Genomic DNA, 25857 nt, shown 5'->3' with positions numbered 1-25857 from the left:
CGGATGCTATGGTTTCAGAGCGGCTGGCCCGGGTACCAGGGCAGGGCCGGTCTGACCCAGAGCTTCAGACCCATACGACTTCGCCGACCGGGCAACCGGTCGGCTTTTTCGTGCTCGCTGCCGGCGCAAGCCGGGCAGGATTGTCCGTCAGGCCTGGGCGACACAAGCCCTGATCCCGGTGACCGGGATGTGGCCGAACTGAGGCCATCCTCCACGAGAAATTCAAAAATCGTTTCAAGATTGAAGCCCGTCCAAAGAGCGAAAGAATTATTCCGCAATAAAATATAGAGTTTAAATGGGTATTGCAGCATCTTACTACCACGTCGCCGGCGAGCGACAGCTTGTGTAACGGGAGATCATCATGAAGAACATCGTCCTCGCCTGCTCGATGGGCGCGATGCTGATCGCGGGACCTGCTCTCGCTCAGGACGGTGGCGCGACCATCGATCCCAGCCTCATCGTCCGGACCAACGGCAGCGGCCTCGACGCGTGGTCCGCCTCCGAGGGCAACGACAAGGCGGGCGGCATGTGGGAGGGGGCGACCGGCTACAGCGCCGCGATCCAGCGGCCCAGCGCGGTCGAGACCGTCCCGGCCAATCGCCAGTGGAGCCATCTCAACAGCCGCGAGCGCCGCCGCGGCCAGCCGTCCTACTGAGCGCCCACCCGGTACGGCCCCGCGCCCGGCACGCCCCGCGATGCGGGACCGGCCGGGCGCGACGGCGTGACGACGGCGTCAGAGGGATGCGGCCGGCAGGAGGTCGATCGACGGGTGCCCCGCGACGCTGTGGGTCCAGCTGAGGGTCACGCGGCAGCCGCTCCCGTCGGAGGCGATGTCGAAGGTGGCGCTGTGCAGCCGCGCGATGGAATCGACGAGGCTCAGGCCGATCCCGAAGCCGCTCTTGTCGGTCTTCAGCGCACCGCGGCGGTACCGGGCGCGCACGGCGCTCAGCTCCTCTGCGGGGATGCCGCAGCCCGTATCGGTGACCTGGATCCCCGTCGGATTCCGGAGCAGCGCGACCGTCACCTGCCCGCCGGCCGGCGTGAACTTCAGGGCGTTGTCGATCAGGTTGCTCACCGCCTCGAAGATCAGGCTGCGGTCGCCCTCGATCGCGCACGGGCCGTCAGGCCGCTCCCAGAGAAGTCGGATGTCGCGCTCGATCGCCAGGGGCTCGTAGTACTCCACCGCATCCTCGAGCAGCCGGCCGAGATCGACCTGGGTGAAGCCCGATCGGCGCAGGCGGTCCTCCATCTCGGAGATGCGCAGCAGGGCCGAGAACCGGACGACGATGCTCTTGACCTCGGCGAGGACGTCCTCGTTGAAGGCGCGGAAGGCCGCGACGCTGTCGGCCTTGCGCAGCGACCGCTCCAGCGTGCCGACCACCCGGGTCAGCGGGGTGCGCAGGTCGTGGGCGATGTTCTCGTTGACGCCCTTGATCTCCAGCATCAGCCGCTCGAGCTGGTCGAGCATGTCGTTCACGACGCGCGTGAGGTGAGCGAGGTCGGCCGAGACGCCGCGCGTCGGCAGGCGCTCGCTCAGGTCGCCGCGCATGATGCGCTCGACCGCCTTGGTGATCGCATCGTTCTGCCGCAGCGAGCCGGCGCCGAACACGACGGCGCCGATCAGGCCGATCACGATGGTGGCGGCCATGCCCCAGACAAAGGTCTCGACCAGCGCCTTCTCGAGGGACTGGAGATCCTGGGCCGAGCGGCTGACCAGCACGTACTCGCCGCTCGGAAGCTCGGTGAGCTGGCTGAAGAGCGTGCGGCTGCGGTGATCCAGCGGCTGTGCCAGGATGAACGGCTTCCCGATCGGCGCCCTGTCGGGGAAGGCGATCGGCGCGCCGGCCCGGCGCACGTGGTCGGGCCCGAACAGGACGAGCGGGCGGCCGCCCTCGGCGAAATCCTCGGACGCGTCGATCCGCTCGCGCAGCGCGCGCGGCGACAGGTTCAGGAGGTGCTTCGATTCCCACTCGACCCACTCGAACGCGGCCTTGCGGCCGTAGCTGCGCGTGTCGACGTAGAGGAAGCCCGAGAGTGCCAGCGAGGCGGTCCCGAAGGTCGCGAAGAACAGGCACGCGACCCGGAAGCCGCTGGTGCGCCGGACCTCAAGAAGGCGCACGGAGGATGAAGCCCGTGTTGCGCACCGTGTGGATCCGCGGGTTCAGCCCGTCGGGATCGAGCTTCTTGCGGATCTTGCCGATGTGGACGTCGATGACGCTGGACTGGTGATTGAAGCTGTAGCCCCAGACGGATTCGAAGATCATCTTCCGGCTCACCAGCGTGCCGGCGTTCTGCATCAGGAACTCGATGATCGCGAATTCCTTGGGCAGGAGCTCAATTTCCCGGTTCCCGCATTGGAGAACGCGCTCGATCAGGTCGAGGCGCAGGTCGCCGACGACGAGCTCGTTCACCGCCTCGGCCGCCATCTTGCGCCGCGCCAGCGCGTCGACGCGGGCGGTGAGCTCGATGAACTCGAACGGCTTGGCCAAGTAGTCGTCGCCGCCGGCGCGCAGCCCGTCGACGCGCTCGTTGACGGCCGACAGGGCGCTGAGGATCAGGACCGGCGTCGAGACCTTCGCGGCGCGCAGCTCGGTCAGCAGCGACAGGCCGTCGATCTCCGGGAGCATCCGGTCGAGCACGATCACGTCAAAGTTACCGTCCAGGGCCTTGCGTAGTCCGATGCTGCCACTGGGGGCTTCGTCGACCTGAAATCCGTATTCCGCGAGGGCTGAACCGATCTCCGCGGCGACCCGCCGGTCGTCCTCGACTACCAATACGCTGGCCATTCGTTTTTCCTTCTTATTTTGTATTCGCCGGCCCTGTCTGGTCTCCTGCGGCTCGGAGGGAGAGGTGGAATTATCCTCTTCGGAGCCGGAGTCAAATGCGGTTCGGTCGCGGCGGCCGACCTGCGTCATCCCGCCGGCGAAGCTTACAAGGGAGCGAGGGATCTGGACCATGCGCCTCACTCCGCGCTCGCCTGCTCGGAGAGCTTGGCTGTCGGGACCTGGGAGGCGACGGAGCCGCGGGGGACGACGCGGCTGCCGTCCTGAAGGCCGGCGGGCGGGTTGAGGACGACGGTCTCGCCGCTGTCGAGGCCGCTGCGCAGCTCGAGGCGCGTGCCGAGATCGCGCGCGATCGTGATCGGCCGGAGCCGGACGGTGTCGTCCGCCCCGACCACGGCCACGCGCGTCCCCTCCGCGTCGAAGATGAGGGCCTCGGACGGCACGATCACCCGCGGATGCGTGCGCGGCACCGCGAAAGTGACGGCGACGTAGAGGCCGGGCCGCAGGAGTCCGTCCGGATTGGCGACGTCGACCTCCGTGTCCAGCGTCCGCACCGAGGATTGGAGAGCCACCGAGCTGCGCGAGACCGTGCCGTCGAAGGTCCGGTCCGCGATCTGCGCGACCTGGACCCGCGCCTTCACCCCGTCGCGGATACCCACGGCGGCCGATTGCGGCACCTGCACCGCAACGCGCAGGACATCGGTGCTGTCGACCGTGAAGAGCGGCGTCCCGGAGCCGGCATCGCCGTGAACGAGGTCGCCGACATCGACCTTGCGGGCGGTCACGATGCCGTCGAACGGCGCGACGACGTTCTCGAAGGTGGTCAGCGTCCGGAGCCGTTCGACGGTCGCCTGCTGGGCGGTGATGTTGGCTTCCGCGACCTTCACCTTCGCCTGCGCGGCGGCGAGGGTCGCGGTGGCGGTCAGCATCCCCGCGCGGGTCTGGTCGGCGTTCTGCTTCGAGGCCCAGCCTTGTCCGGCCAGCGTCGCGGTGCGGGCGTCGGTCACGTTCGCGAGCGTCACGCTGGCCTTGGCCTGCTCCACATCCGCCTGCGCGACGGCGAGCTGCGCCTTGAATTGGCCGAGCTGGGCCTCGGCCTGCCGGGCCTGCTGGTCGAGGTCGGGCGCGGCGATCCGGACCAGCAGGTCGCCCTTCTTGACCCGCGACCCGATGTCGACCCGGCGCTCGGCGATGTAGCCGGTGGCGCGGGCGAAGATGTCGGCATGGTCGAAGGCCTCGGTCTGGCCCGGCAGGGTCAGCGTCATGGGCCCGTCATCCACCTGCGCCGGCCCGGTGCGGACCTCGGGCACGAAGTTCACGGCCTCGGCCTGCGTCACCAGGGAGGCCTGGTAGGTCTCCCAATGGTGCCAGGCACCGAGCCCGAGGGCGCTGCCGAGCGCGAGGAACGCCACGAGGAACGGGCGCTTGCGCGGCGGCGGCGGCACCGCGTGGACGAGGGCCTCGCCGGCCCCGTCCTGCCGCAGCGGGTCGATCTCGACCGCGTGCTGGTGCGCCCGCGCGGCTGCCTCGGCGCCGCTCCCGGGGGCGTCGTTGAAACGGGTCATCAATAATCCTCGAGGGGCTTGATCGGGTTGCGGCGGAGCAGGGTGTAGAGAAGGGGGACGAAGAGCAGGGTCGAGACGGTGCCCATCCCGATCCCGCCCATCACCGCGCGGGCGAGGGCGGCGTTCTGCTCGGCGCCTTCGCCGGACCCGATCGCCATCGGGATCAGGCCCAGGAACATCGCGGAGGCGGTCATGAGCACCGGCCGGAGGCGGGTATGGCCGGCCATCAGGGCGGCCTCGCGGGCAGAGCAGCCGGTGGCCTCGCGGTGCTCCTTGGCGAAGGTGACGAGCAGGATCGAGTTCGCGCTCGCCACGCCGACCGACATGATCGCGCCGAACAGGGCGGGGATCGAGAACGCCGTGCTGGTGATGAACAGGCTCATCACGATGCCGCAGAAGGCCAGCGGCAGGGCGGCGATGACCACGAAGGGGTCGACCCACGTCTGGTAGTTCAGGACGAGCAGCAGGTAGACCGCCACCAGCGCGATCCCGAGCCCGAGCTCGATGCGCGAGAAGGCGCTCTCCATGCTCTCGATCTGGCCGCGGACGAGGATCTTGTCCGGGGCCGGGAGCTTGACCTGCTCCTCGGCGACGATCCGATCCACGGCGTTTCGGACGCTGCCGAGATCCGCGTTCTGGACGTTGGCGAGGATGTCGAAGGTCGGCTGCTGGTTGACGTGGTTGATCACGGTCTGCTCAGGCTGCCGCTGCATCGTGGCGATGTTCGACAGCAGGATCGGGATGCCGGGCCTGTCACCCGCGTCCGTGTGCACCGAGACCGGCGTGTTCATCAGCTGCGTGATGTCGGCGTTGCGCCACTCCGGCGTCTGGACCCAGAGCTGGTACGGCATGCCGGACTTGGGATCGGCCCAGAAGTTCGGGCTGACCTGGAAGGAGCCGGAGAGCGAGACGTTCAGGTTCTGCGCGATGGACTGCTCGCTGACGCCCATCTCGGAGGCCAGCCTGCGGTCGACGTTCACGTACATCTGCGGGGCGTCGACGATCTGGTGCAGGTGGACGTCGACGGCGCCGCGGACCGCCGCGATGCGGCGGACGAGGTCCTGCGCCACGGCGAGGTCCTCGGCATCGTGCCGCCCGGAGACCTGCACGTCGATCTGCGCGACGGTCCCGAAATTCAGGATCTGCGTGATGATGTCGGACGGCTGGAAGTAGAAGGTGTCGTCGGGGAAGGCCTGGTGCAGGACCTGGCGCAGCCGCTTCTCGTAGAAGGAGATCGGCTTATGCTCACCTTTCAGGTTGATGAGCATCTGCCCGTCATTGTAGGCGACGAACGACGCATCCATGAAGGCGAAGTTGTAGTTCGAGGCGGGGAGGCCGATATTGTCCAGGATGAGCCCGAGCTCGTCCTTCGGGACGACCTGCCGCACGACGTCCTCGACCTGCGCGAAGGTCTTCTCCGCCTGCTCGATCCGCTCGCCCGGACGCGTGCGGATATGCAGGGTCATCTGGCTGGATTCGATCTGCGGGAAGTAGTCCTGACCGACGAAGGGGAAGATCGCGGCCGTCACCGCGAAGACGGCGAGCGCGCCGGACAGCGCGCGGGCCGGGTGGCCGAGCACCGCGGACAGGAGACCGACATAGCCCGCGTGGAAGCGCGCGAACCCGCGCTCGAACGCGTTGCGGAAGGCGAGGGCGCCGCGCAGCGGATATTGAAGCAGCCAGGCGAGGGGCCGTGTCGGCGCACGGAGAATCCGGCCGAGGACGGAGCGGCGGCGGGGTGGTGACGCCCCATCGACCTCGGCGGCCGGGCCGTGATGCCGGGCGTATTCCGGGGCGACCAGGACGTCGATGAGGATCGCCACCAGCGTCCGCGACAGGAGGTAGGAGGTCAGCATCGCGAAGACCACCGCCTCGGCCTGCGGGACGAAGAGGTAGCGGGGCGCGTCCGTGAGGAAGAAGACCGCCGAGAAGGCCGAGCAGATCGCCAGCGTGGAGATCAGGGCCGGCTTGGCGATGCCGGCCACGCCCTCGACCACCGAGCGCCGGAAGGAGAAGCCCTCCTCGAACATCCGGTAGGTGTTCTCGATCGCGACCGTCGCGTCGTCCACGAGGATGCCGACGGCCAGGGCGAGGCCGCCCAGGGTCATCACGTTGATGGTCTGGCCCAGAGCAACCAGGATCGACAGGGAGGTCAGGATGCAGAGCGGGATGGACACCAGCACCACGATGGTCGAGCGCCAGGAGCCGAGGAACAGCAGGATGGCGAGACCGGTGAGCCCCGCCGCGATCACCGCCTCGCGCACCACGTCGGAGATGGCGTCCGAGACGAAGACCGACTGATCGAACAGCGGCGTGATGGTCATGCCCTTCGGCGCGGCCGCGTGGATGTCCGGCAGCGCGGCCTTGACGGCGTTCACGACGTCCAGGGTCGAGGCCGCGCCATTCTTGAGGACCTGCAACAGGACGGAGTGGTGGCCGTCGGCGCGGACGATGTTGATCTGCGGGGGCGAGCCGTCCCGGACATGGGCGACGTCGCGCAGCAGGACCGGCTGGTTGTTCTCGACCTTGATGGGAATGCGGTTGAGCTGATCGACCAGCTGCGGGCTCGAGTTGAGCCGCACCGTGTATTGCTGCGTCCCGATCTTCGCGAGGCCCGAGGGCACGACGAGGTTCTGCTTGAGGACGGCGTTCAGGACATCGAGCGGCGTCATGCCGATCGCGCGCAGCTTGCCGGGGTCGAGATCGACCATGACCTGACGGGGCGCGCCGCCGTAGGGGGAGGGCAGGGTCGAGCCCGGCACCTCGGCGAGCCGGCGGCGGGTCCGGTACTGCGCGTAGTCGAAGACCTTGGTGAGCGGCAGTTTCGAGGACGACAGCGCCATCTGAATGACGGGCACCGACGAGGCGGAGAAGCGCATGATGACGGGGGGCTGCACGCCCGGCGGCATGCGCGAGCGGATCGCGTTCATCGCCGAGTCGACCTGGGTCATCGCCAGATCGATGCTGACCGCGGAATCGAAGTAGATCCGCTCGGTCACCGTGCCCTGGATCGACGTCGACTCGATCCGGCGGATGTTGTTCACGTTGCTCGACAGCGAGAACTCGCTGTAGTTCGTGATGCGCTGGACCATGTCGGTCGCGTCGAGACCGTTATAGGTCCACACCACCACCACCACCGGGATATCGACGGCGGGCAGCACGTCCTTCGGCGCGACGGTGATCGAGCCGAGCCCCGCGAGGAACATGAGGACGGCAAGAACATAGAAGCTCTTGCGAAACTTCAGAGCGAACCGGACGAGTTCCATGTGATCAGTCGGGTGTCCCGCCGTGACCCGGCTCCCATTCCCGCGGGGTGCCCGCGTGAACTGGGAGCCGATCAAGCCTCGTGTGCGAAGAGAAGGCAGGGCGAATGCCCGGCACGCCGAAGTTATAGTCCTGGCAAACACACTCTTCGAATGAATTCGGCACGACAAAATAAAGCGCGTTTAAGAAACTTAAAGCGGCAGCGGATCTCTAAAGTGCGTCACGAATCCGATGCTTGCACTGTCTCCGTCCCAGGCCGCGGCCGGACGGGCGCGCATCGAATTTTAAAGAAAATTTCTCAAATCAATTCCGTTTTCACTGCTGAAAAGCCTATTTTATTGCAGTGCGTGCTCGGCTTGCGCCATCTTCCGAATGTCGAGATGGGCTGACCCGCCAACGTCGCTGAAGGCAGTGCGTCGCGGCCACGCTGTGATCCCGTCGGGCGGCTGTTCCGAAGCGCGCACGCGTTGTGGCGGGCCTGCTCGCAGAGACCGGCCGCTGACGCCCGCGGCGGTCTCGTCGAACACATCCAGGACATCCGGAGCGCAGCGTCCGCGCTGCCGATCTCGTGCGCGCGAGGAGGCGCGGGCCTATGACCAGACGATGTCTGCTGCTCCTGGTCTCGGTGCTCTCATTGGCGCTGCAGACCGGCGTGGCGCTGTCCGAGAGCGAGATGCCGGCAGGAGGCGCCTTCATGAGCAGTTACACTTCGGATCCTTACTTCGACCCGCGGTCACGGTACTCGCAGGCTCACGCCACCGGAGACATCCGCGGACAGCCGATGCTCGTCGAACCGGGCGACGCCCAGCCGCCCTGCAAGCTCTTCGACACGGCCTGCGCGGCCGCCTTCGAGCGCTCACGCCCCCACGCGTATCGCTAGGGCCGGCGCCGACCGGGCGAGAGCGGAGCGCTCGCCCTTCTCGGTCCGAAAACGCGCCCTCTGCCGCGCGGAGATGGGGCATGTCAGTCCGGCGTCGGATCGTCCGCGATCCTGCGCCGCAAGTGCACCAACCTCCAGCCCGAGACCGCGCCGACATCCCGCCACCGGCGGCTCGCGCCGGTGGGGCTGCAGTCGACGATACCTGTGAATTCTTGAGCCAGGTTATATCGCAAGGCGTTTGCGCGCTCTATCCCGTTGAAAATTGCACGTTGACCGCGTGCGGGATGAGCAATGATTGAACAGGGCCCACGGATAGCGCGCGAATTCCATGTCGGCGTCGGCGGCGACCGCTGGGCCCTGATGCGCGACCTCCAGACCGGACAGCCCTACGTCTCTCACTCCCCGGGCGATGACGCGCCGGAGGTCCAACTGGATCTCGGTTCGTTCCTCGTGCTGTTCACCGGAGAGGAGCGGGAGAAGCTGCTCCGCCTGATCGGGTCGCTGCTGCCGGACGAGGACGCGCGTGAGCATGCCGACGGCCGGCCCGGCACGTCGCGTCCGCTGACCTTCGTCTCCCGGTGGCTTCCCAACCGGTAGGTCGAGACTTCGGTATTAGCCACCTCGACGCGAATTTTAGGCGCAATTGAGTTCAGTTCGTAAACCGGCCCTTGATCGGTCGCCGCTTATGCTCCGGCGCTCTAGCGCGGAGTACTTATGGACAACCAGCGCAACGCCCGACGCGTCTCCGTCAACCTGAGCGGATGCATCTCGGTGGCCGGCCATCCCGCCATCCCCTGCGTGGTGCACGACATGTCGCGGTGGGGTGTTCGCCTCCGGCTCGTCGGGACCGAGCGGGTGCCCCCCGCGTTCACGCTGACGATCGACGCCACCGACACGGTGATCGGCTGCGAGACGGTCTGGAAGAACGCCGACGAGATCGGGGCCCTGACCGACCTGATGGAGTGACCGAAAGCCGAATCTGCCCTCGCTCCAGATCGGCCCCGGATCGCCTGGCGATCGGACACGATCGAGGAGCCGCGGCCGCGCGGTCTCGGCTTTTGAGCCGGCGTCCAGCGCGCCTCAACCGCGGGCGAGGGTCGCCTCGAATTCCTCGGCCGGGAGGTGCGCGCCGCCGGTCGTCCAGATCACGTGGGTGGCCGCGGCGCCGACCGCCGCGGGCAGCGTGGCGGCGAAGCGCCCGGCCGCCGCGAAGCCCGCCGCCGCGGAGGGCTCCAGGCGCAGGCCCGCCTCGGTCCACATCACCCTGAGCCAGCGGTACAGCGCGTCGTCGGGCACCGTGACCACGGCGGCCACCAGCTTCTCGAGCGTCCGGGCCACCAGCATCGACGCGGAGGCGCAGGCCAACCCGTCCGCCGCGGTGCGGTTGTCGAGGCCGACATCGTAGACGCTGACCGGGCGGTCGAGACCGGCCGCGAGCTGGACCAGCATGCACGGGGACGCGACCGGCTCGACGAAGACCGGGTGCACGGCGTCACCGAACACGAGCTTCAGGCCGAAGGCGACGCCGCCCGGTGCGCCGCCCACGCCGCAGGGCAGATAGACGAACAGGGGATGCGCCGGCCCCACTGCGATCCCGGCCTCCGCGAGCTGGCGCTGAAGGTCGAGGGCCGCGGCCGCGTAGCCGAGAAACAGGTCGACGGAATCCTCGTCGTCGACGAAATGGGCGTCCGCGCGGCCGGCGAACGCGCCGCGGGCCGCCGCGACCGCCGCCCCGTAATCGCCGCGATGCTCGACGACGCGGGCGCCAAGTTCGCGCAGGCGCTGCTTCTTCCAAGCCTTGGCGTCGTGGGACATGTGGACCTCGACCGCGAAGCCGAGCGAGCGCCCCATCAGGCCGACGCTGAAGCCGAGATTGCCGGTGCTGCCGACCGCGATCACGTGGCGGGCGAACAGGGCGCGGAATTCCGGGTCGGCGAAGGCCGCGTAGGATTGCCCCTCGGTGAGCAGCCCGGCCCGCGCGGCCAGGTCCTCGGCATAGGCCAGGACCTCGTAGACGCCGCCGCGCGCCTTGATGCAGCCGGTCACCGGCAGCGCGTGGTCGGCCTTCACCAGCACGCGCCCGTCGGCGCCGTCCAGGACGTCACGGGACAGGCGCTCTTCCAGCGGGACGAGCGGCGAGTCGATCCGGCCGGCGCCCTCTTCGGGGAAGAGGCGCGCCAGGAGCGGCGCGAACCGCTGCCAGCGCGCCACGGCCGCGTCCACGTCGGCACGGCCGGTCGCGAGTCCGGGCAGGACGGACGCGGTGGCGTCCAGCGCCGGGTTCATCCAGACCGTGGGGCTGGCGCGCCTGACCGCCTCTGGAATCCGGTCGCCCGATAGTCGAGTCTCCATCCCGCCGACGGCTGCCATGGCGCTCCCGATCCTGCCCGGTTTGTCCGCGCCGACCCTGCGCGAGCGGCGCTCATGCGGCCAATTATATTCTCTGGTGCGGTCTATTAGGCCCGCTTATGATCGGGCATGCCCGTAAGGCTCGACGCGCGCCTGGCCGGCGACCTGTTCTTCTTCCGCGTCCTGGTCGAGGCGGGCGGCTTCGCCCGTGCGGGCGACCGCCTCGCCGTCACGCAGAGCGCGGTCACGCAGCGGATCCAGCGGCTGGAGCGGCGCCTCGGTTACCCGCTGCTCGAGCGGGGCACCCGCGAGATCCGGCTGACCGCAGCGGGTCACGATCTGTTCGCCGCGGCGCGGAGCGGCTTCGACGGGATGGGCGAGGCCCTTCTCCGGGGGGAACGGCGCGAGGGCCGGGCGACGCTGCGGATCAGCTGCGTCCCCTCCCTGGCCTCGGAATGGCTCGCGCCAAGGTTGAAAGCCTTCAGCGACACGCATCCCGACATCGACGTCGCCGTCTTCGGGGAGACCCACGACCTGGATCCGGGACGCATGGCGCAGTCCGGTATCGACGTCGCGATCCGCTACGGCCCGGCGCCGCCTCCCGGTGCGACGGTCATCTTCGACCATCCCGAGCCGGTCTACCCGGTCTGCGCCCCGGCCTACCGGGATGCGGCGGATCCCGGCGGGGCCGTCGTGCTGCTCCACGACGCGACGCCGTGGGAGGCGGCCGCGAGCGTCTCGGAGGAGTGGGATCGCTGGATACGCGTCCACGGGGCGCCCTGGGGCGGCCGCGTCCAGAACCTCTACTTCAACCTCGCGCAACTGGCGCTGCGCGCCTCGCTCGGCGGCTCGGGCATCGCCCTGGGGCGATCGCTGATCGTCGCGCCCTATCGCGCCGACGGGCGCCTCGTGCCGGCTTGCGACGAAGCTGTCATGAACGGGCTCCGGTACTTCGTTCTCGTGCGTGCCCTGCCACCCGCGGGGCCGGCGGCGGCCTTCGTGGACTGGCTCGGCCGGACGATGGCGGGTCCGCCGGGCTCGCCCGAGGCGCCGCGTCGGGACGGTGCGGCGGAATGCGGATAGGGCACCGTCCCGCGCGCGCCGCGCTCGGCGTCCTTCGGTTCGAACGCTCAATCTACCGCCCGGCGGGTCGATCCGTCGACAGCGCGGCTGCCAGATGGGCGACGAAGGCGTTCACCTTGGGACTGACCAAGCGCCGGGACGTGTGGAGCGCCCACAGCTCCGTCGGCGGCCCCTCCAGCCAGCCCCAGCAGGCGAGGCGTCCGGCCGCCACGTCGCCCCCGACAAGCGAGCGCGGGAGCAGCGCCGCGCCGGCGCCCGCCACCACGGCGTCGCGCAGCATCGGCAGCGAGGACAGGCGCAGGACCGGCACGGGCGCGTAGGACCGGCGCGTCCGGCCGTCATGGACCTGCCACGTCTCGTCCTGACGCGGCGTCCAGCGCACCGCCGCCGGCACGGTCGCCGCGTCGGTCCCGGCCGACGGTTCGGGACGCGGGACCTCGGGCGGCGCCACCAGCCAGAGCTCGTCCCGCAGGACACAGCGCCCGACGAGGCGCTCGTCCGGCTTCGGATTGACCCGGATGATCACGTCGAAACCCTCCTCGATCGGGTCGACGAACCGGTCCTCGGCGGAGATCTCCAGCTCGACCTCGGGATAAGCGCGGGCGAAGTCCGCGGCGACGCGGCCGAGCTGCGTGTCGGAAAGGAGCAGCGGCGCACTCACCCGGAGCCGCCCACGGGGTCGGTCGAGGCCGCCACCGACGACGGCGCCGGCCTCCGCGATCTCGCTGAGCAGCGGCCCCGTCCGGGCGTGGAGGAGCGCCCCCGCCTCTGTCAGGCGCAGGCTGCGCTCGCCCCGCTCGATCAGCCGCGTCCCGAGGCTCGCCTCGAGCTCGGCGACGCGCCGCGACAGCGTCGCCTTCGGCCGCCCGCTCGCCCGGGCGGCGCGGCCGAAGCCGCCGTGGCCGGCGACGAGATTGAAGTCGGCGAGCGCCGCGAGGTCCATGTGCTGTTCCAGATCCGGGACACCCAGTCCCGATCTTGCCGACTATGGCTCAGAAAAGGAACGGCGCATCTTCGGGTCATCGGCGGCCCGCTCGGGGCCGCCCCGCATCCAGGAGATCCGCCATGACCATCCTCGTCACCGGTTCCACGGGCCGCATCGGCTCCGCCGTCATCGATCATCTCGTCGCCGAGGGGGCCGCCGTGCGCGCTCTGACCCGCTCGCCCGAGAAGGCGCGATTCCCCTCGGGCGTCGAGGCCGTCCGCGGTGATCCCGCCGACATCGACGCGATGCGCGCGGCGCTGGTCGGGGTCGACACCCTGTTCCTGCTCGTCGCCAACGCGCCGGACGAGCTGACCCAGGCGATCACGACACTCAGCCTCGCCCGCGACGCGGGCGTGCGCGGCATCGTCTATCTCTCGGTCTTCAAGAGCGAGGCCTTCGTCGATGCCCCGCACTTCACCGGCAAGCACGCCGTCGAGCGGATGATCGCGGCCCTCGACCTGCCCGCCACGGTGCTGCGGCCCTCCTACTTCATGCAGAACGACCTCGCCCAGAAGGAGCCGCTTCTCGGGGCCGGCCTGTTTGCCGTGCCCCTCGGGCAGGCCGGCGTCTCGATGGTCGACGTGCGCGATATCGCCGAGGCGGCGGCCAACGCGCTGCTGCGCCGCGAGCGCGCGGCCGACCGTCTTCCGGCCGAGACCTACGACGTCGTCGGCCCGGACGCCCTGACGGGCGACGCCCTGGCGGAGATCTGGTCCGAGGCCCTCGGGCGCGCGGTCCGCTACGGAGGCGACGATCTCGACGCGATGGAGCAGCGGCTCCGGAGCTTCGCCCCCGCCTGGCTTGCCTATGACCTGCGGGTGATGATGCGCCGCTACCAGGAGGACGGCGCCGTCGCGACCGAGGCCGAGGTTGCGGACTTCGCGAGGCTCCTCGGCCGCAGGCCGCGCAGCTACCGCGACTTCGCGGGCGAGGTCGCCCGCGACTGGCGGGGCGCCTGAGCGGGGAGGCCCCGCGGGCACGGTCTCACGGGCCGGGAGGCGGCGGCGCCTCCCGCCACCGCAGCGCGTCGATCAGGCTGCGCAGGGCGGGCGTGACCTGCCGGTCGGGGTAGTAGAGGTGGCAGCCGGGAAACGACGGACACCACGCGTCCAGCGCCTGGACGAGACGTCCCGCGGCCAGGTCGTCGGCCGCCTCGTCCTCCAGCATGTAGCCGTTCCCGGCACCGGCCCGGATCGCGGCGGCCGCGAGCCGGCCATCGTTCACGACGAGCTGGCCGGCCGCGCGTACCCGGATCTCGCGGCCGTCGCGGGCGAACTCCCAGGGCAGCAACCCGCCGCCGCCGACGAGCCGGTAGTTCACGCAGCGATGCGCTTCCAGGTCAGCCGGGCTCTCAGGGCGCGGGTGACGGGCGAAGTAGTCCGGGGTCGCGACGACCACCGTGCGCAGGTCGGGTCCTACCCGGACCGCCACCATGTCGCGCTCGACCGTCTCGCCGAAGCGGATCCCGGCGTCGAAGCCGGCGGCAACGATGTCGGTCAGGGGGTCGTCCACGATCACCTCAACCGAGACGGCCGGGTAATCGATCAGGAAGGCGGGCAGTCTGGGCTCGAGGATCGCCCGCGCGGCGTACGCGAAGGTCGTCAGCCGCAGCCGCCCCGACGGCGCGCCGCGCCACTCGGCCAGCGCGTCGAGCCCGCGCGCGACGTCCTCGAGCGCGGGGCCGACCGACCGCAGCAGCCGCTCGCCGGCCGGAGTGAGCGCGACGCTGCGGGTGGTGCGGGCCAGCAGGCGCACGCCGTGACGCGCCTCCAGAGCCCGCATCGTGTGGCTGAGCGCGGAGGGCGACAGCCCCATCTCCGCGGCCGCCCGCGTGAAGTTGCGATGGCGCGCCACCGCCGCGAAAGCCGCCAGATCGTCGAGGGTGCCGCGCCGCATTCCTGAACTCTGCTCACAGACGCATGCGGAATAGCACTGCTAATCCCGATCCCTACGGCGGACTACGTCCCAGTCCTCAACAGTGAGGTGCGGCGATGGATCTGAGGCACTATCGAACCCTGGGACGCTCGGGTCTGGCCGTGAGCCCCCTTGCGCTCGGGACCATGACCTTCGGCGCCGCCCGCTGGGGCAGCGACGCGACGGTCTCGGCGGCCATCTTCGACCGTTACGTCGAAGCGGGCGGCAACTTCCTCGATACGGCCGACGTCTACGCGGGCGGCGCGAGCGAGACGATGCTCGGCGACCTGATCACGGCGCGCGGTCTGCGCGACCGCCTGGTCGTCGCGACGAAGTCCGGCTTTCCGCGCGCGCAGGGGACGCCGCTCGCCGGAGGCAACAGCGCGCGGAACATCCGCTCCGGTCTCGAGAGCTCCCTGCGCCGTCTCAGGACCGGCTGGATCGACCTGTACTGGACCCATGTCTGGGACCGGACCACGCCGCCGGAGGAAGTCCTCCGGGCGCTGACCGACGCCGTCGCGCGCGGCGACATCCTGTATTACGGATTCTCGAACGCGCCCGCCTGGTACGCCGCGCAGATCGCCGCGCTGGCCCGTGCCCACGGCCTCCCGGAACCCATCGGCCTGCAATACGCCTACTCGCTGCTCGACCGGGGCGTGGAACTCGACGTGCTGCCCGCGGGCCGCGCCCTCGGGCTCGGGCTGGTGCCCTGGAGCCCACTGGCGGCCGGCCTGCTGACCGGCAAGTACGGGCGCGAGAAGCTCGCTCAGGCCGGGCCGGCAGGCTCGCTCCCGGACCGGGCCGGCGATGCGGCCGAGGGCGGCAGCGACGGCCGGCTCAACGGCGACAACCCCTTCGGCGGCATGCTGTTCACCGAGGCGAACTTCGCGGTGGTGGACGTGCTGCGGGCGGTCGCCGCGGACGTCGGTCGACCGATGGCGCAGGTGGCGCTGGCCTGGGTCGCGCGGCGCCCCGGCGTCGCCTCGGTCCTGGTCGGGGCGAGCCGCCCGGAGCAGCTGGCGCAGAACATCGCCGCCCTCGAGGTCGTCCTGACGCCCGAGCAGCAGTCCCGCTTGGATGAGGCCGCGGCTCCGCCGCAACTCAATCCCTACTTCATCTTCGAGCTGCCGACTTCGCGCATCTTCGGCGGTGAACGGGTCGAGGCGTGGTAGGCCCGCGTCCGGGGTCGGCTCGGTGGAACGAGACCGGGCTTGCCGGTGATCCCCGTCACTCCGAACGCGCCACCTGGGTGCGGAACAGCGTCGCGAGGGTCCGCAACGTCCTGTTGTGCGGCTCGGCCAGGGACACCGTGTAGGCGCCCGGATCGATGTTCGGGACGGAGGCGGTGATGCGCACCGTCCGCTCGTCGATCTTGAGGACGGGCGCCCGCCACGTCTGACCGTTGGTGCCGCGGAACACCGCCAGCGTGTCCTTGCCGAGCCGGGGCGCGGTCCCGGGGAACGCGACTTCCGCGGCCCAGAGCTGCCCCGGCGACACGCGGAGCGCGTCGCCGGCATCCGGCAGGCTGTGGTGCAGATCCGGGACGTGCGGCGGGCCGCTGACGAGATGGCGCGGCTCCGGAACGAAGCGCGCCGGCGGCTCGGTGTCGGGGGCGATGAAGATCGAGGCGACGTCTTCGAGGATGCGCAGGCTACCGTCGGCGATCTGGACGATCGCGAGCGCGTAGCGTCCGAAGGACATCCCCGCGACGTCGATCTGGCCGGTGAAGCCGGACGTCGCGGCGGCGGGTTCTCCGTACCACTTGGCCACGTCCGGACGGAGATCGCTCTGCAGGGCGACCCACGATGTCCCGGTGCGACCCGTCAGCCGCAGGTAGATCGCCTTCGGCGCCGGCCCCGAGACGTGCAGCCAGCCGCGCAGGAACACGGAGGCCCGCGCGACGACCGACGAGAGATCCAGGCTCCGGTTCAGGCGCTCGTCCGTGCGCAGCACGTCGAGGCTCCAGCCGCACTCGCTGCGCCGGACCGGCCTCAACGTCAGGCGACGGAACGCGTCGGGCAGCTCCGGAACCGGGCGCGCGCGCGCCGCCGCCATCACGGTGGGCGACGCCTCCGGCGCGCGGGCCGCCTCGTCCCACGCGATCGCCGCGCTGGTCCAGGAGGCGGCGTTCGTCCGGTATCCCAGGGTCTCGAGCCGCAGATCGAAACCGTGCCGCAGGTGGCTGGGAACGCGTCCGTGGCGCAGCGGCCGCGCCCCGATCAGGCGCTCGTAGAGGGCGCGGACCGACCCGAGGTGGCCGTCGGTGTCGGGGAAGGATTTCCGGCCGATGGAGGCCTGCATCCGGGCGAGGCGGGCGCGATCGTAGTGCAGCGCGATGAGGCGCGCGCGGACGGCACCGGCATCGTCCGGCGGGACCTTGAACCCGTCGACCCCGTCCTCGACGCGCTCGGCCAGGGCCCCGATATCGGCGACGATCGGGACCAGGCCCGCCTGCCACGCCTCCGTCAGCGCGATGACGAACGTCTCGGGCCAGGTCGAGAGGTGCAGCGAGACATCGCAGCCGGCCAGCAGGCCGCCGATCGCGTGCTGCTCGTAGGCGCCGGTCACGGTGACCTGATCCGGTCCGAGGCCCGCGACCGCCTCGCGGTACGGGTCGTCGATGCGGCCGATCACCTTGAAATGGATGGGATAGGCCTCGCAGCTCCGGATCAGGTTGATCGCCTGCTGGCCGCCCTTGTGGGCCGCGAGATTGCCCAGGATCGCCACGGTCAGCCGATCGCCGTCGCGCCTGCGCCTGGACACAGGCCGCGCCCCGGCCGGCGCGGTGTTCGGCGCCACCATCGGGATCTCGACGATCCGGTCGGCGGGAATGCCGGGGAAGTAGCGCCGGAGGTACCCCGCCGTGGCGGGCGTGCTCGTGACGAAGGCGTCGATCGCGTCGGTTACCAGGGTCATCATGCCGTCGCGGCGCGCCTTGGAGCCGGGCGGATACTGGTTTCCCGAGACCAGGCAGGCGTCGCACTGGTCCGCCCCGCGATTGACGACGTCGCAGAACCGGCCGGTGTGATCGAGCAGCAGCCAGCGCTCGCAGATCAGGAAATGGTCGTGCAGGTGGTAGACGGTGGGTATGCCGCAGGCCCGCGCGATCAGCGGCAGCGACAGCGGGATGTGCATCAGGTGATGGATGTGGACGAGGTCGACCTGATGCTCGAACAGCAGCCTCTGGAAGATCCCCTCCACGAACGGGTCCGTCGAGAGCGGCGGCGTGACGGGACCGCAGGCGAAGCTCTCCGCGATCCCCGGGCCCTCGAGCCGGAGCGACCAGCGCCCGTCGCCGAAGACGGAGAAGAGGAACAGGACGCGGTACGGCTCGCCGAACTCGGTCAGCAGTTCCTGATAGACCTCGACCCCGCCGCCGGGACGATGCCCCATCCGGTTGTGGGTGAGCATCAGGACCGTGCGGGGCGCTGACGGTTCGAGGGGCGGCCGGCGCGTCTGCGTCCGGCGCCGATCGATCACCGCGTCCAGGATCGTCGCCACGCGATGGTCGTAGAGGTGTTCGGCGCGGGTCCGCGCCTGCGCGGCGCGCGCGCGCGCGATGCGGGCCTCCGGTTCGGTCAGGGCCGTCAGGATCGCCTCGACCGCACCGGCCTCGTCGTCGCAGAGCGCGATCTCGGCGCCCGGCGTGTAGTAGGCGGCCGTCTCCGGCTCGGGCGACACCACGACCTGGTAGCCGCCGGCCAGCGCCGTCTCGAACAGCCGCGGCGGCGGCGTCGAACCGGTCGCCTGATCGGCGCGCGCCGCCGAGAAGATCCGGGGCAGGGTGAGCACGACGCGACTGCGGTTCGCCAGGAGGGCGAAGTCGCGGTTGCCGCAGCGCCAGTCCGTGACGAGCGCCTCGTCCTCCAGCTCCGGCGGACCGATATGCGCGTTCCACGGCAGCGCCAGCTTGAACATCACGTCCCGCGGCAGCTTGGCCGAGAGCGCGTTCAGGGTCGCGACCCTGTTCGGCCACGCCGTTCCGATGAAGAGGAGATCGTAGCGGTAGCGCGCGTCGTCCTCGAGCACCGGGAGATCGTGGAAGAGCGAGGAGGCGCCGAGGGCGAGGTGGTGCGCCCGGCCCCCGTAGGCCGGGACCGTGGCAAGGTCGTTCGTGAAGACCAGATCGAAGGCCCCCGACCCGCGCACGTTCGCCTCGCGCTCGTACGGATCCTCCGTGGTCCAGAGCACGCTGGTCCGGGCGAGCCCCGCGAGCCGGCCGACCAGGGGCGCGTGCGCCCGCGCGCCGCCGAAAGCGATCAGCGTGTCGAGACCCTGCTCGACGAAGGTGGCCAGGGCATCGCCGTGCCCGCCGATATGGACCCGGCCGACCGCGGGATGCCGGCGCAGCGCGTCCGCGATGGCGAGCACGAGGTAGCGGTTGTGGGTCTGCGGCTCGGTGTCGAGCAGCAGGATCGACAGGTCGGACATGCGCGGTCTCGTCCGTCTCAGCGGCGGCGTGATCAGGCCGGGACCGTCAGGCGGCTCAGATCGAGCAGGCGCGCCGCGCGATGCCGGTAGGTGTGCTCGCGGAGCGCCCGCGCCTGCGCCCGGCGCGCGATCGCCTCGATCGCGGCGGGCTCGTCGAGCGACCGCTCGATGGCGCGCGCGATATCGGCCGCGCCGTCCACCAGCAGGATCTCCGTGTCCGGCTCGAAATGCGCGCAGATTTCCAGGCCGGTGACGAAGAACAGCTGCGCCGAGCCCGACAGAGCGACCTCGAAGGTGCGCGGTCCCGGCGTCGCCTGCGGGAGCGACAGCCGGCGATTGGCCACGTCGAGGTCGCGGCCGATGTTGAGCGTCAGCCGCGCCGCCGCGGCGTAGTCGGCCATCTGCGCCGGCGTGAGGCGGCGGTTCACCGCGCATCGGAGCGTGTCCGGCCACTCGGCGCCCAGGATCTCCACGACGTGCCGGCACAGGAGATCGTCGATCCGGCGCATCAGTGCGACGCGGTTCGGGTAGGCGACGCCGCAGAAGAACAGGACTGTCTCCCGCTCCGCCACCGGGGCGATCGGCCGGAAATGCCGGTCGGGCGCCGCGGCCAGCGGCAGGTGGTGGACGTCGGGGTGCCGGTAGTGCTGCGCCGCCCAGGAATCGTTGCTCACGACGATGTCGGCGTAGAGTTCCGCCTTGAAGGCGTAGTCGAACTCGTACGGGTCGTCCGTCAGCCAGAAGATCAGGACGGCACCCACGGCGTCCGCGGCGCGCCGAAGCGCGCGCAGATCCGCCAGGTCAGGCACGAGACTTCCGACCGCGATCACGACATCCGGCCGGGTCGCCCGGACCGCCCCGACCGCCAGTTCCAGAGGGGTGTGTCTGACGCGCTCGGCGCCGAGCAGTTCGGCGAAGCCCTCGGCCAGATCGCTCCGGATCCCGGGATTCCTGTTGAGCGCATCGGGGAAGGTGCTCGTGACCAGGACGTGCGGCCCGGCCAACGAGATCGCGCTGACGAAATTCATCCCTCGTGACCTCGGCGAGACGGGCCAGTTTTAATTGCAGGTTAATGCCAATTGTAAGTAGACACGCAACTGTCGCATGTCCATTTCGTCGATTAATTTCCCCCAACCACTTGGCGATCGGGTAATTTCGGGCAATTCGATGTTGGCAATCAGGAAGTATGGCACGGGATGAAGTGGCAATAGGCGCGCCGCACCCGCCGCGCGAGCCCTGCGCCGAGGCGTTGCGCCCCTTCCTGCCGTGGTTGACCGGCACGCTTCTGCTGCTGGGCCCGAAGCCCGACGCGGGGAGCCGCGCGCGCTGGGCTCCCGACGCCACCCTCGTCACCACGGCGGATGGCGCCGACCTGCCGGCTTCCACGCTCTTCGATGGCGTCGTGCTGACGGGGCTGCTGTCGTGTCGCGACGACGGGGGCCAGGACGCGCTCGACGCGACGATCGCCTGGGCCCAGGAACGGCTGCGACCCGGCGGGCGGCTGATCCTCGTCATCGACAACGCCCTCTCGCTCCACGGACTCGCTGCGGGCTCCGAGACGGTGGGGCAGCGCGGCTTCCCGAGCCTCGAGGGACGCCTCAGGTCGGACGGCCTCCGGCTGCCCACGCGGGCAGGCCTGAAACGGTCCCTGCAGGCCCGCGGCCTGGCCTATCAGGAATGGTGGTTCCCGTTCCCGGGGCGGGAGGAGCCCGTGAGCTTCATCGCCGAGCGGGGCCTCGCGCGGCCGGGCGGGTTCGATCCCGGACTGCTCGCCATCGGCGCGGCCGGGCCGGATCCGGCAGCCCGCGCGGGCGCGCTGTTCTCGCCGCGGCGCGCCTGGGCGACGGTGACGGAGCAGGGGCTCATCGGCGATCTGGCGCCCGCCTTCGTGATCGCGGCATCGGCGGAGCCGCTGCCGCCGGACGACCGGCTGGCGATCCACGCGGGTTTGCGCCGCCGCCCGGAATTCGAGCGGCTGGTGACCTTCGCGGAGGCCGGGTCGCAGATCGCGGTGCGTCGCGCGCGCGTGTATCCCGACCTTCCCGCCGCGGTTCGAGGCGTCACGAACCTGTTGCCGTCGGAGACCTACGTGCCGGGCTCCCTCTGGTCTGAAGTTCTCGAGGCGCGGCTGGCGCGGGAAGGCTGGTGCCCGGAAGCCGTCGCCGCCTGGGCCGGGACGTGGCTTCAAGCCGTCTCGCGCCGCTTCGCGGCGGGAGCGCCGCTCGAGACCCAGACAATCCTCCCTGGACAGGCCCTCGACGCCATCCCGAAGAATCTCGTCTCGGCCGCCGACGGCACGTTCATAGACCTGGAATGGGAGCTCGGAGGCCCTCTGGACGCTGGCCACCTCGCCGTGCGGGGCTTGGTCAACGCGCTGACCGATGCGCGAGACTGGCGTCCCGGCGGGCTGTCCACGCTGACCCTTCTGGATGCCCTGCGCGCCCTGCTGCCGCGACTCGGGCTGGCTCTGGACGATGCGCAGCTCGCCGACCGGCTGGCCCGGGAATGCCGTTTCCAGACGATCGTCAGCGACCGGGTGACGGAGCGCGGCCTGGACTGGGCGGCGGCGACGCGCCTGCCGGTCGGCGAAGAGACCCGGATCGACGCGGATCCGCGCGCTGCGCTCGCGGAGGCCTCCGCGGAGATCGCGCGGCTGCTCGAGGAGAACGCGGCCCTGCGCGCCGCGCGCGCCGCCGACGCCGCCGCGCACGAGGCCGCCGCGCGCGAGGGCGTCCGCCGCACCGACCGCGTGATCGCCTACGCGGCCGAGATGCACCGCGCGCGCGACCACCTCCAGGACACCCTCGACGCCCGCCGCGCTTCGGCCGGTGACGGCAGCCGCCTGTCCCTTCGCCTCCTGCGTCTCATCAGAGGAACCCCGTGATGCGGCTGCTCGTCGCCTGTGACCACCTGGCGCTGACGGGCGGCCTGCTCCGGTTCGAGCGGGTCGGGCGGGTGCTCGCGCGTCGCGGTCACGCGTTCGCGTACCTGACCCTGGGCACCGGCGAGGACGGGTTCGAGACGCGGCTGCCCGTCCTGCACCGCGAGGACGCCGCGCGCGCGAGCTGGGACGCCGTCATGGTGCCCGGCGGCGGCTTCCCGGATGCCACGATCGAGGGATTCGCGGACCTCCGGGCCCCGAACTTCGGCGCCCGGATCCAGCACCTCCTCAACGCGCCGGTGCGGCGCGACGCCTACGCGCGCGTCACGCGGACCCTCGCGCCCGACCTCGTCGTGGCGAACAACGACCACTGGGACGACGCCGCCCTCCAGGCCCTCGGCCTGCCGTGGCGGCGCCTCGTCGGTGCGGTCGATAGCGGGCTGTTCGCGCCGCCCGTCTCGCCGCCCGCGCGCGGCGCGCGGCGCCGGCTCGGCGGCATCGCCAACAAGCGCCCCGCCGCGCAGCTCGCGGCGCTCGACAGGCTCGGCGACGTGTGGGCCCTGCACTGGTTCGGACGGCCGGACTGGGGGCTGGTGGGCGCGCGCGCCGATCTGGTGGCGTCGGGCCGCCTCGTCGTGCACGGGCCGCTGCCCGAGTCCGACCTGCCGGCGTGGTATCACGGGCTCGACGCGTTCTGCAGCGCGGAGGCGCATGCCGGCTGGTGCAACCCGGCCGCGGAAGCGATGGCCTGCGGCACGCCGCTCGTCGCGACCGTGCACGGCACGCTGGCTTTCGCCGAGGACGGCGTCACGGCCCTGGTGGTGCCGGACGGTCCGGACGCGGCGCTGGGCGCGGCCATCGCGGAGGCCGTGGACAGGATCGCGACCGATCCGGCCGGCGCCGCGTCCCGGGCCGAGGCGGGACGGGCGCGGATCCGGGCGCTCGACTGGGACACCTACGCGGACGGTCTGCTCGCCGTCGTCGCGGAGGCGATCGCGCTGCGGGCGGGCCGGACCGATGCGGCGCGCCCGTCCGGCCCGCCGCGCGAGACCGCGCTGCGCCTCGCCGACCTCGCGAGCCGGGACGGGCCCCTGCCGGAGGATTTCGACGCCCTCGGCTATATCCGGCTGCATGCCGACCTCGCGGCGCTGTTCGAGCACGCGTGGCAGGGGCAGCTGCACTACCTCGAGCACGGCCGTCGCGAGGGCCGCATCTACCCCTCGAACCTGACGCGGGCCCAGCAGAAGGCCGCCCAGGCCTCGCGGATCGCGCTCGCGGTCGACGGGCTCGACGGCTCCGGCAAGTCGAGTATCGCGCGGCACGTCGCCGAGGCGCTCGGCGCGACGGTGCTCAACCCGTTCAGCGGTCCGGTCGGCGCGATCCTGGTCCACCTCGCCCGGACGGGGCAGCACGCGCTGGCCGACGACCTGGCGCACGCGGCCGTGGCGGCGGCGATCGCCAACGCCCCGCCGGGACCGGTCGTGTTCGACCGGCACTGGTTCACCGCCTCGCAGCTCCTCTCGCCGGCCTTCCGTCCGGGCTGGGAGCCGCGCCCGTTCACCGTCATGTGCTGGGCCGACCGTCCCACCACCATCGCCCGCATGGTCGCGCGCGGCGTCCCGAACCCGTCGGAGCACATGACCGAAGCCCGGATCGCCGGCTATCGGGCGCTCGCGGAGGAGTTGCGGGTGCCGCTCCTCGACACGTCCCGCATCGCGCCGGAGGAGGGGGCCGCGCAGGTGCTGGCGATGCTGGGCGAGAGCGGCGACACGGCGCGGCGCGCGTGATCGCCGCCCCGCGGCGCGGCCTGTATGGTCGCGTCTCGGAATCGGGTGGCCACCACCGGCCATCGGCGTCGCGGGAGGGCGGGGCGATCGTGTTGAAACTCGCGCGCGGCGACCGTGGCCGGAACGTCCTGCTGCTCGGCATCAGCCTCCTCTTCGTCGCCGCCGGCCTCGGGATGATCGCCACCGGCGCGGATGGCGGCGTCACGACGACGGTGTTCTTCGGCGTGTGCGCGGCCGTCGCCGTGTGGCAGCTGCGGCCGGACCTGCTCGAATCCGAGAGCCGGTCGGCGGGGTCGCTGGCGGCGCAGTTCCCCGGCCCCGTGATCCTGCGCGCCTCGGTGCGGAAACTCCTGTTCCTGGCCCTGATGGCCGCCGGCTTCGGCGGCGTCACGCTCTGGATGGTGCTGCACGAGGCGCCCTCCACGGCGATGCAACTGCTGCTCTGGCCGGGCGTCGCGCTCTTCCTCGGAGGCGTCCCGTTCCTCATCCTGACGGCGATCCGCGGCTCGGCGCTGCTCCTCGACGAGACGGGCTTCACCGTCGTGCAGCTGGGCCGCGCGCGGCGCGTCCGGTGGCGTGACGTGAGCGTGTTCGAGCCGGTCTCCATGCCGGGTTCGGGGCAACGCCTCGTCACGTTCGACGACACGAGCGCCGGCGCGACGCGCCTCGGGGCGATGAACCGGCACCTGATCGGGCGCAACGCGGGTCTGCCGGACAGCTACGGGCTGGATCCCGACGCGCTCGCCAGCCTGCTCACGGCCTGGCGCAAGCGGGCCCTGCAGCGGGAGGACGATCGCGTCTGAGGCGCTTCGTCGGCTGCGCCCTGGCGACGAGGTCGCGGTCGGACGGCGCGCCTCAGCGCGTGACGATGCCGGGCTCCTGCCGACCGGGACGGGGCTGCACCACGAGGAGACCCGCCGAGTAGATCAGCGAGACGAGGAGCGCGACCGTCAGCGCGAGCGCGGCACCGTAGGGCTGGATCATCAGGTGGAGTGTCAGCAGCGTCAGGCCGAAGCCGAACACCCCGCGGATCGCGACGCTCGCCAGACGCGCCATCGCCGCCCCGCCGATGCGGCGATGGAGGATGACGAAGGCGCTCGTCATCGTGACCGGGAAGGCGGCGATGACCCCGGTCCTGGCGGGGCCCAGCGCCGTACTCAGCGCCAGGAGGGCCGCGACGAACAGCGCGACGGCGCTCGCGCGGATCATCAGGTCCAGCGGGCGCGGCCGCGCGACGACGGCGCTCCGCACGAGGGTCGCGCGCACGACGTGCCGGGTCGAGAGCGCGCCGGCCCCGTAGACCAGGGCGTTCAGCAGGAACGCCGTCGTCGGCGTCCAGGTGAGAGCCGAGACCGGCAGGGCCGCCGCGAGCCACGCGAGGATCGCCGGCCCGAGGGTGGCGGTCATGTCCCGGCCGGCCGCCCGGTGGGCGTAGACGATCAGGAACAGGCCCGTCGCGGCGTTCGCCGCGAAGCCGTTCAGGGCTGCCCCGGCCACGAAGGCGGCGTCGTGCTCCATCGCCATGAACACGTAGGCCGGCCCGGCGGAGACCGGCAGGCTGACGACGAGTGCGCCCCAGACCGGTCCCAGCCACTCGGCCAGGACGGAGGCGAGCACCACCACGGTCCCGGAGGTCAGCGCCCGGATCAGGGCCGTCAGCCAAATCGCCGCCAAGGTCGTTTCCCGCGCGTCGCGCCGCCGACCCGGGCCGGCATCGGAGCCGCGCCCTCGCTATCATGCGCGGCCTGTCCGGGCCAAAGCGGCCGGCTGGCGAATCCGCCCGTCTGAAACCGGTCGCGGCGACCCGCGAGCGCCGGTGCGCCCCCGGAACCGGGGCGGGCGACCTCAGCCGACGGCGCGCGCGGCTTCCCGAACCTGGCGGGTGGCCGCGTCGACCTGCTCGTTGGCCCGCGCGATCGCCGCCATGCCGCCCGC

20 protein-coding genes are annotated in these 25857 nt (G+C 71.2%); 10 read left to right on the top strand and 10 right to left on the bottom strand.

What is annotated here, in order from left to right; all coding sequences use genetic code 11:
* Positions 1 to 361: 361 nt before the first annotated feature.
* A complete protein-coding gene (locus BLW78_RS06540) occupies positions 362 to 655 on the top strand; it encodes a hypothetical protein (RefSeq protein ID WP_091677772.1) in 294 nt (97 codons plus the stop codon).
* A 78-nt stretch (positions 656 to 733) separates the two neighbouring features.
* Here BLW78_RS06540 and BLW78_RS06535 read toward each other — a convergent pair whose 3' ends face one another.
* Genes BLW78_RS06535 through BLW78_RS06520 form a run of 4 tightly spaced genes read right to left on the bottom strand, consistent with a single transcriptional unit; the run spans position 734 to position 7614 of the window.
* On the bottom strand, positions 734 to 2119 hold the full coding sequence (locus tag BLW78_RS06535; protein WP_091677769.1) for a sensor histidine kinase: 1386 nt from the start codon (positions 2117 to 2119) through the stop codon (positions 734 to 736).
* Positions 2106 to 2957: a response regulator transcription factor gene (locus BLW78_RS06530; RefSeq protein ID WP_348272434.1), complete on the bottom strand. Its 852-nt coding sequence runs from the start codon at positions 2955 to 2957 to the stop codon at positions 2106 to 2108. Before BLW78_RS06530 ends, BLW78_RS06535 begins: the two co-directional genes overlap by 14 nt.
* A 5-nt stretch (positions 2958 to 2962) precedes the next feature.
* Positions 2963 to 4348 (bottom strand): efflux RND transporter periplasmic adaptor subunit, encoded by a 1386-nt coding sequence (locus BLW78_RS06525; RefSeq protein WP_091677764.1) that lies wholly within the window; start codon positions 4346 to 4348, stop codon positions 2963 to 2965.
* Positions 4348 to 7614: an efflux RND transporter permease subunit gene (locus BLW78_RS06520; protein WP_091677762.1), complete on the bottom strand. Its 3267-nt coding sequence runs from the start codon at positions 7612 to 7614 to the stop codon at positions 4348 to 4350. The genes BLW78_RS06525 and BLW78_RS06520 overlap by 1 nt, the downstream gene beginning before the upstream one ends.
* Positions 7615 to 8204: 590 nt before the next feature.
* On the opposite strand from BLW78_RS06520, the gene BLW78_RS06515 reads away from it, so the two are divergent.
* From BLW78_RS06515 to BLW78_RS06505, 3 genes are all read left to right on the top strand, one after another.
* Positions 8205 to 8492: a hypothetical protein gene (locus BLW78_RS06515; protein ID WP_091677759.1), complete on the top strand. Its 288-nt coding sequence runs from the start codon at positions 8205 to 8207 to the stop codon at positions 8490 to 8492.
* Between the two features lie 291 nt (positions 8493 to 8783).
* On the top strand, positions 8784 to 9089 hold the full coding sequence (locus BLW78_RS06510; RefSeq protein WP_091677756.1) for a hypothetical protein: 306 nt from the start codon (positions 8784 to 8786) through the stop codon (positions 9087 to 9089).
* A 117-nt stretch (positions 9090 to 9206) separates the two neighbouring features.
* A complete protein-coding gene (locus BLW78_RS06505; RefSeq protein ID WP_020091601.1) occupies positions 9207 to 9458 on the top strand; it encodes a PilZ domain-containing protein in 252 nt (83 codons plus the stop codon).
* Positions 9459 to 9572: 114 nt separating this feature from the next.
* Here the strand turns inward: BLW78_RS06505 and BLW78_RS06500 are convergent, their stop codons facing one another.
* On the bottom strand, positions 9573 to 10862 hold the full coding sequence (locus BLW78_RS06500; protein ID WP_091677753.1) for a D-serine ammonia-lyase: 1290 nt from the start codon (positions 10860 to 10862) through the stop codon (positions 9573 to 9575).
* 108 nt (positions 10863 to 10970) lie between these two features.
* Between BLW78_RS06500 and BLW78_RS06495 the strand changes: the two genes are divergently transcribed.
* A complete protein-coding gene (locus tag BLW78_RS06495; RefSeq protein ID WP_091677751.1) occupies positions 10971 to 11924 on the top strand; it encodes a LysR substrate-binding domain-containing protein in 954 nt (317 codons plus the stop codon).
* Between the two features lie 52 nt (positions 11925 to 11976).
* On the opposite strand, the gene BLW78_RS06490 is transcribed toward BLW78_RS06495, so the two are convergent.
* Positions 11977 to 12867 carry a LysR family transcriptional regulator gene (locus BLW78_RS06490; RefSeq protein WP_091677748.1) on the bottom strand — a complete coding sequence of 297 codons (891 nt, stop codon included), beginning with the start codon at positions 12865 to 12867 and terminating at the stop codon, positions 11977 to 11979.
* Positions 12868 to 12989: 122 nt separating this feature from the next.
* On the opposite strand from BLW78_RS06490, the gene BLW78_RS06485 reads away from it, so the two are divergent.
* Positions 12990 to 13868: an SDR family oxidoreductase gene (locus BLW78_RS06485; protein ID WP_091677746.1), complete on the top strand. Its 879-nt coding sequence runs from the start codon at positions 12990 to 12992 to the stop codon at positions 13866 to 13868.
* A 25-nt stretch (positions 13869 to 13893) separates the two neighbouring features.
* Here BLW78_RS06485 and BLW78_RS06480 read toward each other — a convergent pair whose 3' ends face one another.
* Positions 13894 to 14805, bottom strand: coding sequence for a LysR family transcriptional regulator (locus tag BLW78_RS06480; RefSeq protein ID WP_091677743.1), 912 nt, complete (start codon positions 14803 to 14805; stop codon positions 13894 to 13896).
* Between the two features lie 95 nt (positions 14806 to 14900).
* Between BLW78_RS06480 and BLW78_RS06475 the strand changes: the two genes are divergently transcribed.
* Positions 14901 to 15995, top strand: coding sequence for an aldo/keto reductase (locus BLW78_RS06475; RefSeq protein WP_091677740.1), 1095 nt, complete (start codon positions 14901 to 14903; stop codon positions 15993 to 15995).
* A gap of 55 nt (positions 15996 to 16050) precedes the next feature.
* On the opposite strand, the gene BLW78_RS06470 is transcribed toward BLW78_RS06475, so the two are convergent.
* Together BLW78_RS06470 and BLW78_RS06465 are read right to left on the bottom strand one after the other, a co-directional pair.
* Positions 16051 to 19254, bottom strand: a complete 3204-nt coding sequence (locus tag BLW78_RS06470) for a glycosyltransferase family protein (protein ID WP_091677737.1) — start codon at positions 19252 to 19254, stop codon at positions 16051 to 16053.
* A gap of 32 nt (positions 19255 to 19286) precedes the next feature.
* On the bottom strand, positions 19287 to 20282 hold the full coding sequence (locus tag BLW78_RS06465) for a glycosyltransferase family protein (protein WP_091677734.1): 996 nt from the start codon (positions 20280 to 20282) through the stop codon (positions 19287 to 19289).
* Between the two features lie 158 nt (positions 20283 to 20440).
* Here BLW78_RS06465 and BLW78_RS06460 point away from each other — a divergent pair, with 158 nt between their 5' ends.
* From BLW78_RS06460 to BLW78_RS06450, 3 genes are all read left to right on the top strand, one after another.
* The gene (locus BLW78_RS06460) at positions 20441 to 22138 is read left to right on the top strand and encodes a hypothetical protein (RefSeq protein ID WP_244526815.1); all 1698 of its coding nucleotides are present in this window, start codon (positions 20441 to 20443) and stop codon (positions 22136 to 22138) included.
* Complete coding sequence (locus BLW78_RS06455; RefSeq protein ID WP_091677729.1) at positions 22138 to 23922, top strand: glycosyltransferase; 1785 nt, start codon at positions 22138 to 22140, stop codon at positions 23920 to 23922. Before BLW78_RS06460 ends, BLW78_RS06455 begins: the two co-directional genes overlap by 1 nt.
* Before the next feature lie 89 nt (positions 23923 to 24011).
* Entirely contained in the window at positions 24012 to 24725 is a 714-nt protein-coding gene (locus tag BLW78_RS06450) for a hypothetical protein (protein ID WP_244526814.1), read from the top strand.
* A 52-nt stretch (positions 24726 to 24777) separates the two neighbouring features.
* Here BLW78_RS06450 and BLW78_RS06445 read toward each other — a convergent pair whose 3' ends face one another.
* The gene (locus BLW78_RS06445; protein ID WP_091677723.1) at positions 24778 to 25596 is read right to left on the bottom strand and encodes a hypothetical protein; all 819 of its coding nucleotides are present in this window, start codon (positions 25594 to 25596) and stop codon (positions 24778 to 24780) included.
* Between the last annotated feature and the right edge of the window lie 261 nt (positions 25597 to 25857).

The sequence above is a fragment of the Methylobacterium sp. 275MFSha3.1 genome, assembly GCF_900108435.1.
In the GTDB taxonomy this organism is placed as follows: Bacteria; Pseudomonadota; Alphaproteobacteria; order Rhizobiales; family Beijerinckiaceae; genus Methylobacterium.
The sequence above is the reverse complement of the archived record's forward strand: the minus strand, read 5'-3'. Positions and strand labels throughout refer to the sequence as shown.

What these genes read in the sequence shown, in the direction of transcription:
- BLW78_RS06520 (WP_091677762.1), bottom strand. Translation starts at nt 7,614, where the DNA reads ATGGAACTCGTCCGGTTCGCTCTGAAGTTTCGCAAGAGCTTCTATGTT.
- BLW78_RS06515 (WP_091677759.1), top strand. Translation starts at nt 8,205, where the DNA reads ATGACCAGACGATGTCTGCTGCTCCTGGTCTCGGTGCTCTCATTGGCG.
- BLW78_RS06470 (WP_091677737.1), bottom strand. Translation starts at nt 19,254, where the DNA reads ATGTCCGACCTGTCGATCCTGCTGCTCGACACCGAGCCGCAGACCCAC.
- BLW78_RS06495 (WP_091677751.1), top strand. Translation starts at nt 10,971, where the DNA reads ATGCCCGTAAGGCTCGACGCGCGCCTGGCCGGCGACCTGTTCTTCTTC.
- BLW78_RS06500 (WP_091677753.1), bottom strand. Translation starts at nt 10,862, where the DNA reads ATGGCAGCCGTCGGCGGGATGGAGACTCGACTATCGGGCGACCGGATT.
- BLW78_RS06475 (WP_091677740.1), top strand. Translation starts at nt 14,901, where the DNA reads ATGGATCTGAGGCACTATCGAACCCTGGGACGCTCGGGTCTGGCCGTG.
- BLW78_RS06540 (WP_091677772.1), top strand. Translation starts at nt 362, where the DNA reads ATGAAGAACATCGTCCTCGCCTGCTCGATGGGCGCGATGCTGATCGCG.
- BLW78_RS06490 (WP_091677748.1), bottom strand. Translation starts at nt 12,867, where the DNA reads ATGGACCTCGCGGCGCTCGCCGACTTCAATCTCGTCGCCGGCCACGGC.
- BLW78_RS06530 (WP_348272434.1), bottom strand. Translation starts at nt 2,957, where the DNA reads ATGGTCCAGATCCCTCGCTCCCTTGTAAGCTTCGCCGGCGGGATGACG.
- BLW78_RS06465 (WP_091677734.1), bottom strand. Translation starts at nt 20,282, where the DNA reads ATGAATTTCGTCAGCGCGATCTCGTTGGCCGGGCCGCACGTCCTGGTC.
- BLW78_RS06485 (WP_091677746.1), top strand. Translation starts at nt 12,990, where the DNA reads ATGACCATCCTCGTCACCGGTTCCACGGGCCGCATCGGCTCCGCCGTC.
- BLW78_RS06525 (WP_091677764.1), bottom strand. Translation starts at nt 4,348, where the DNA reads ATGACCCGTTTCAACGACGCCCCCGGGAGCGGCGCCGAGGCAGCCGCG.
- BLW78_RS06505 (WP_020091601.1), top strand. Translation starts at nt 9,207, where the DNA reads ATGGACAACCAGCGCAACGCCCGACGCGTCTCCGTCAACCTGAGCGGA.
- BLW78_RS06455 (WP_091677729.1), top strand. Translation starts at nt 22,138, where the DNA reads ATGCGGCTGCTCGTCGCCTGTGACCACCTGGCGCTGACGGGCGGCCTG.
- BLW78_RS06510 (WP_091677756.1), top strand. Translation starts at nt 8,784, where the DNA reads ATGATTGAACAGGGCCCACGGATAGCGCGCGAATTCCATGTCGGCGTC.
- BLW78_RS06460 (WP_244526815.1), top strand. Translation starts at nt 20,441, where the DNA reads ATGGCACGGGATGAAGTGGCAATAGGCGCGCCGCACCCGCCGCGCGAG.
- BLW78_RS06480 (WP_091677743.1), bottom strand. Translation starts at nt 14,805, where the DNA reads ATGCGGCGCGGCACCCTCGACGATCTGGCGGCTTTCGCGGCGGTGGCG.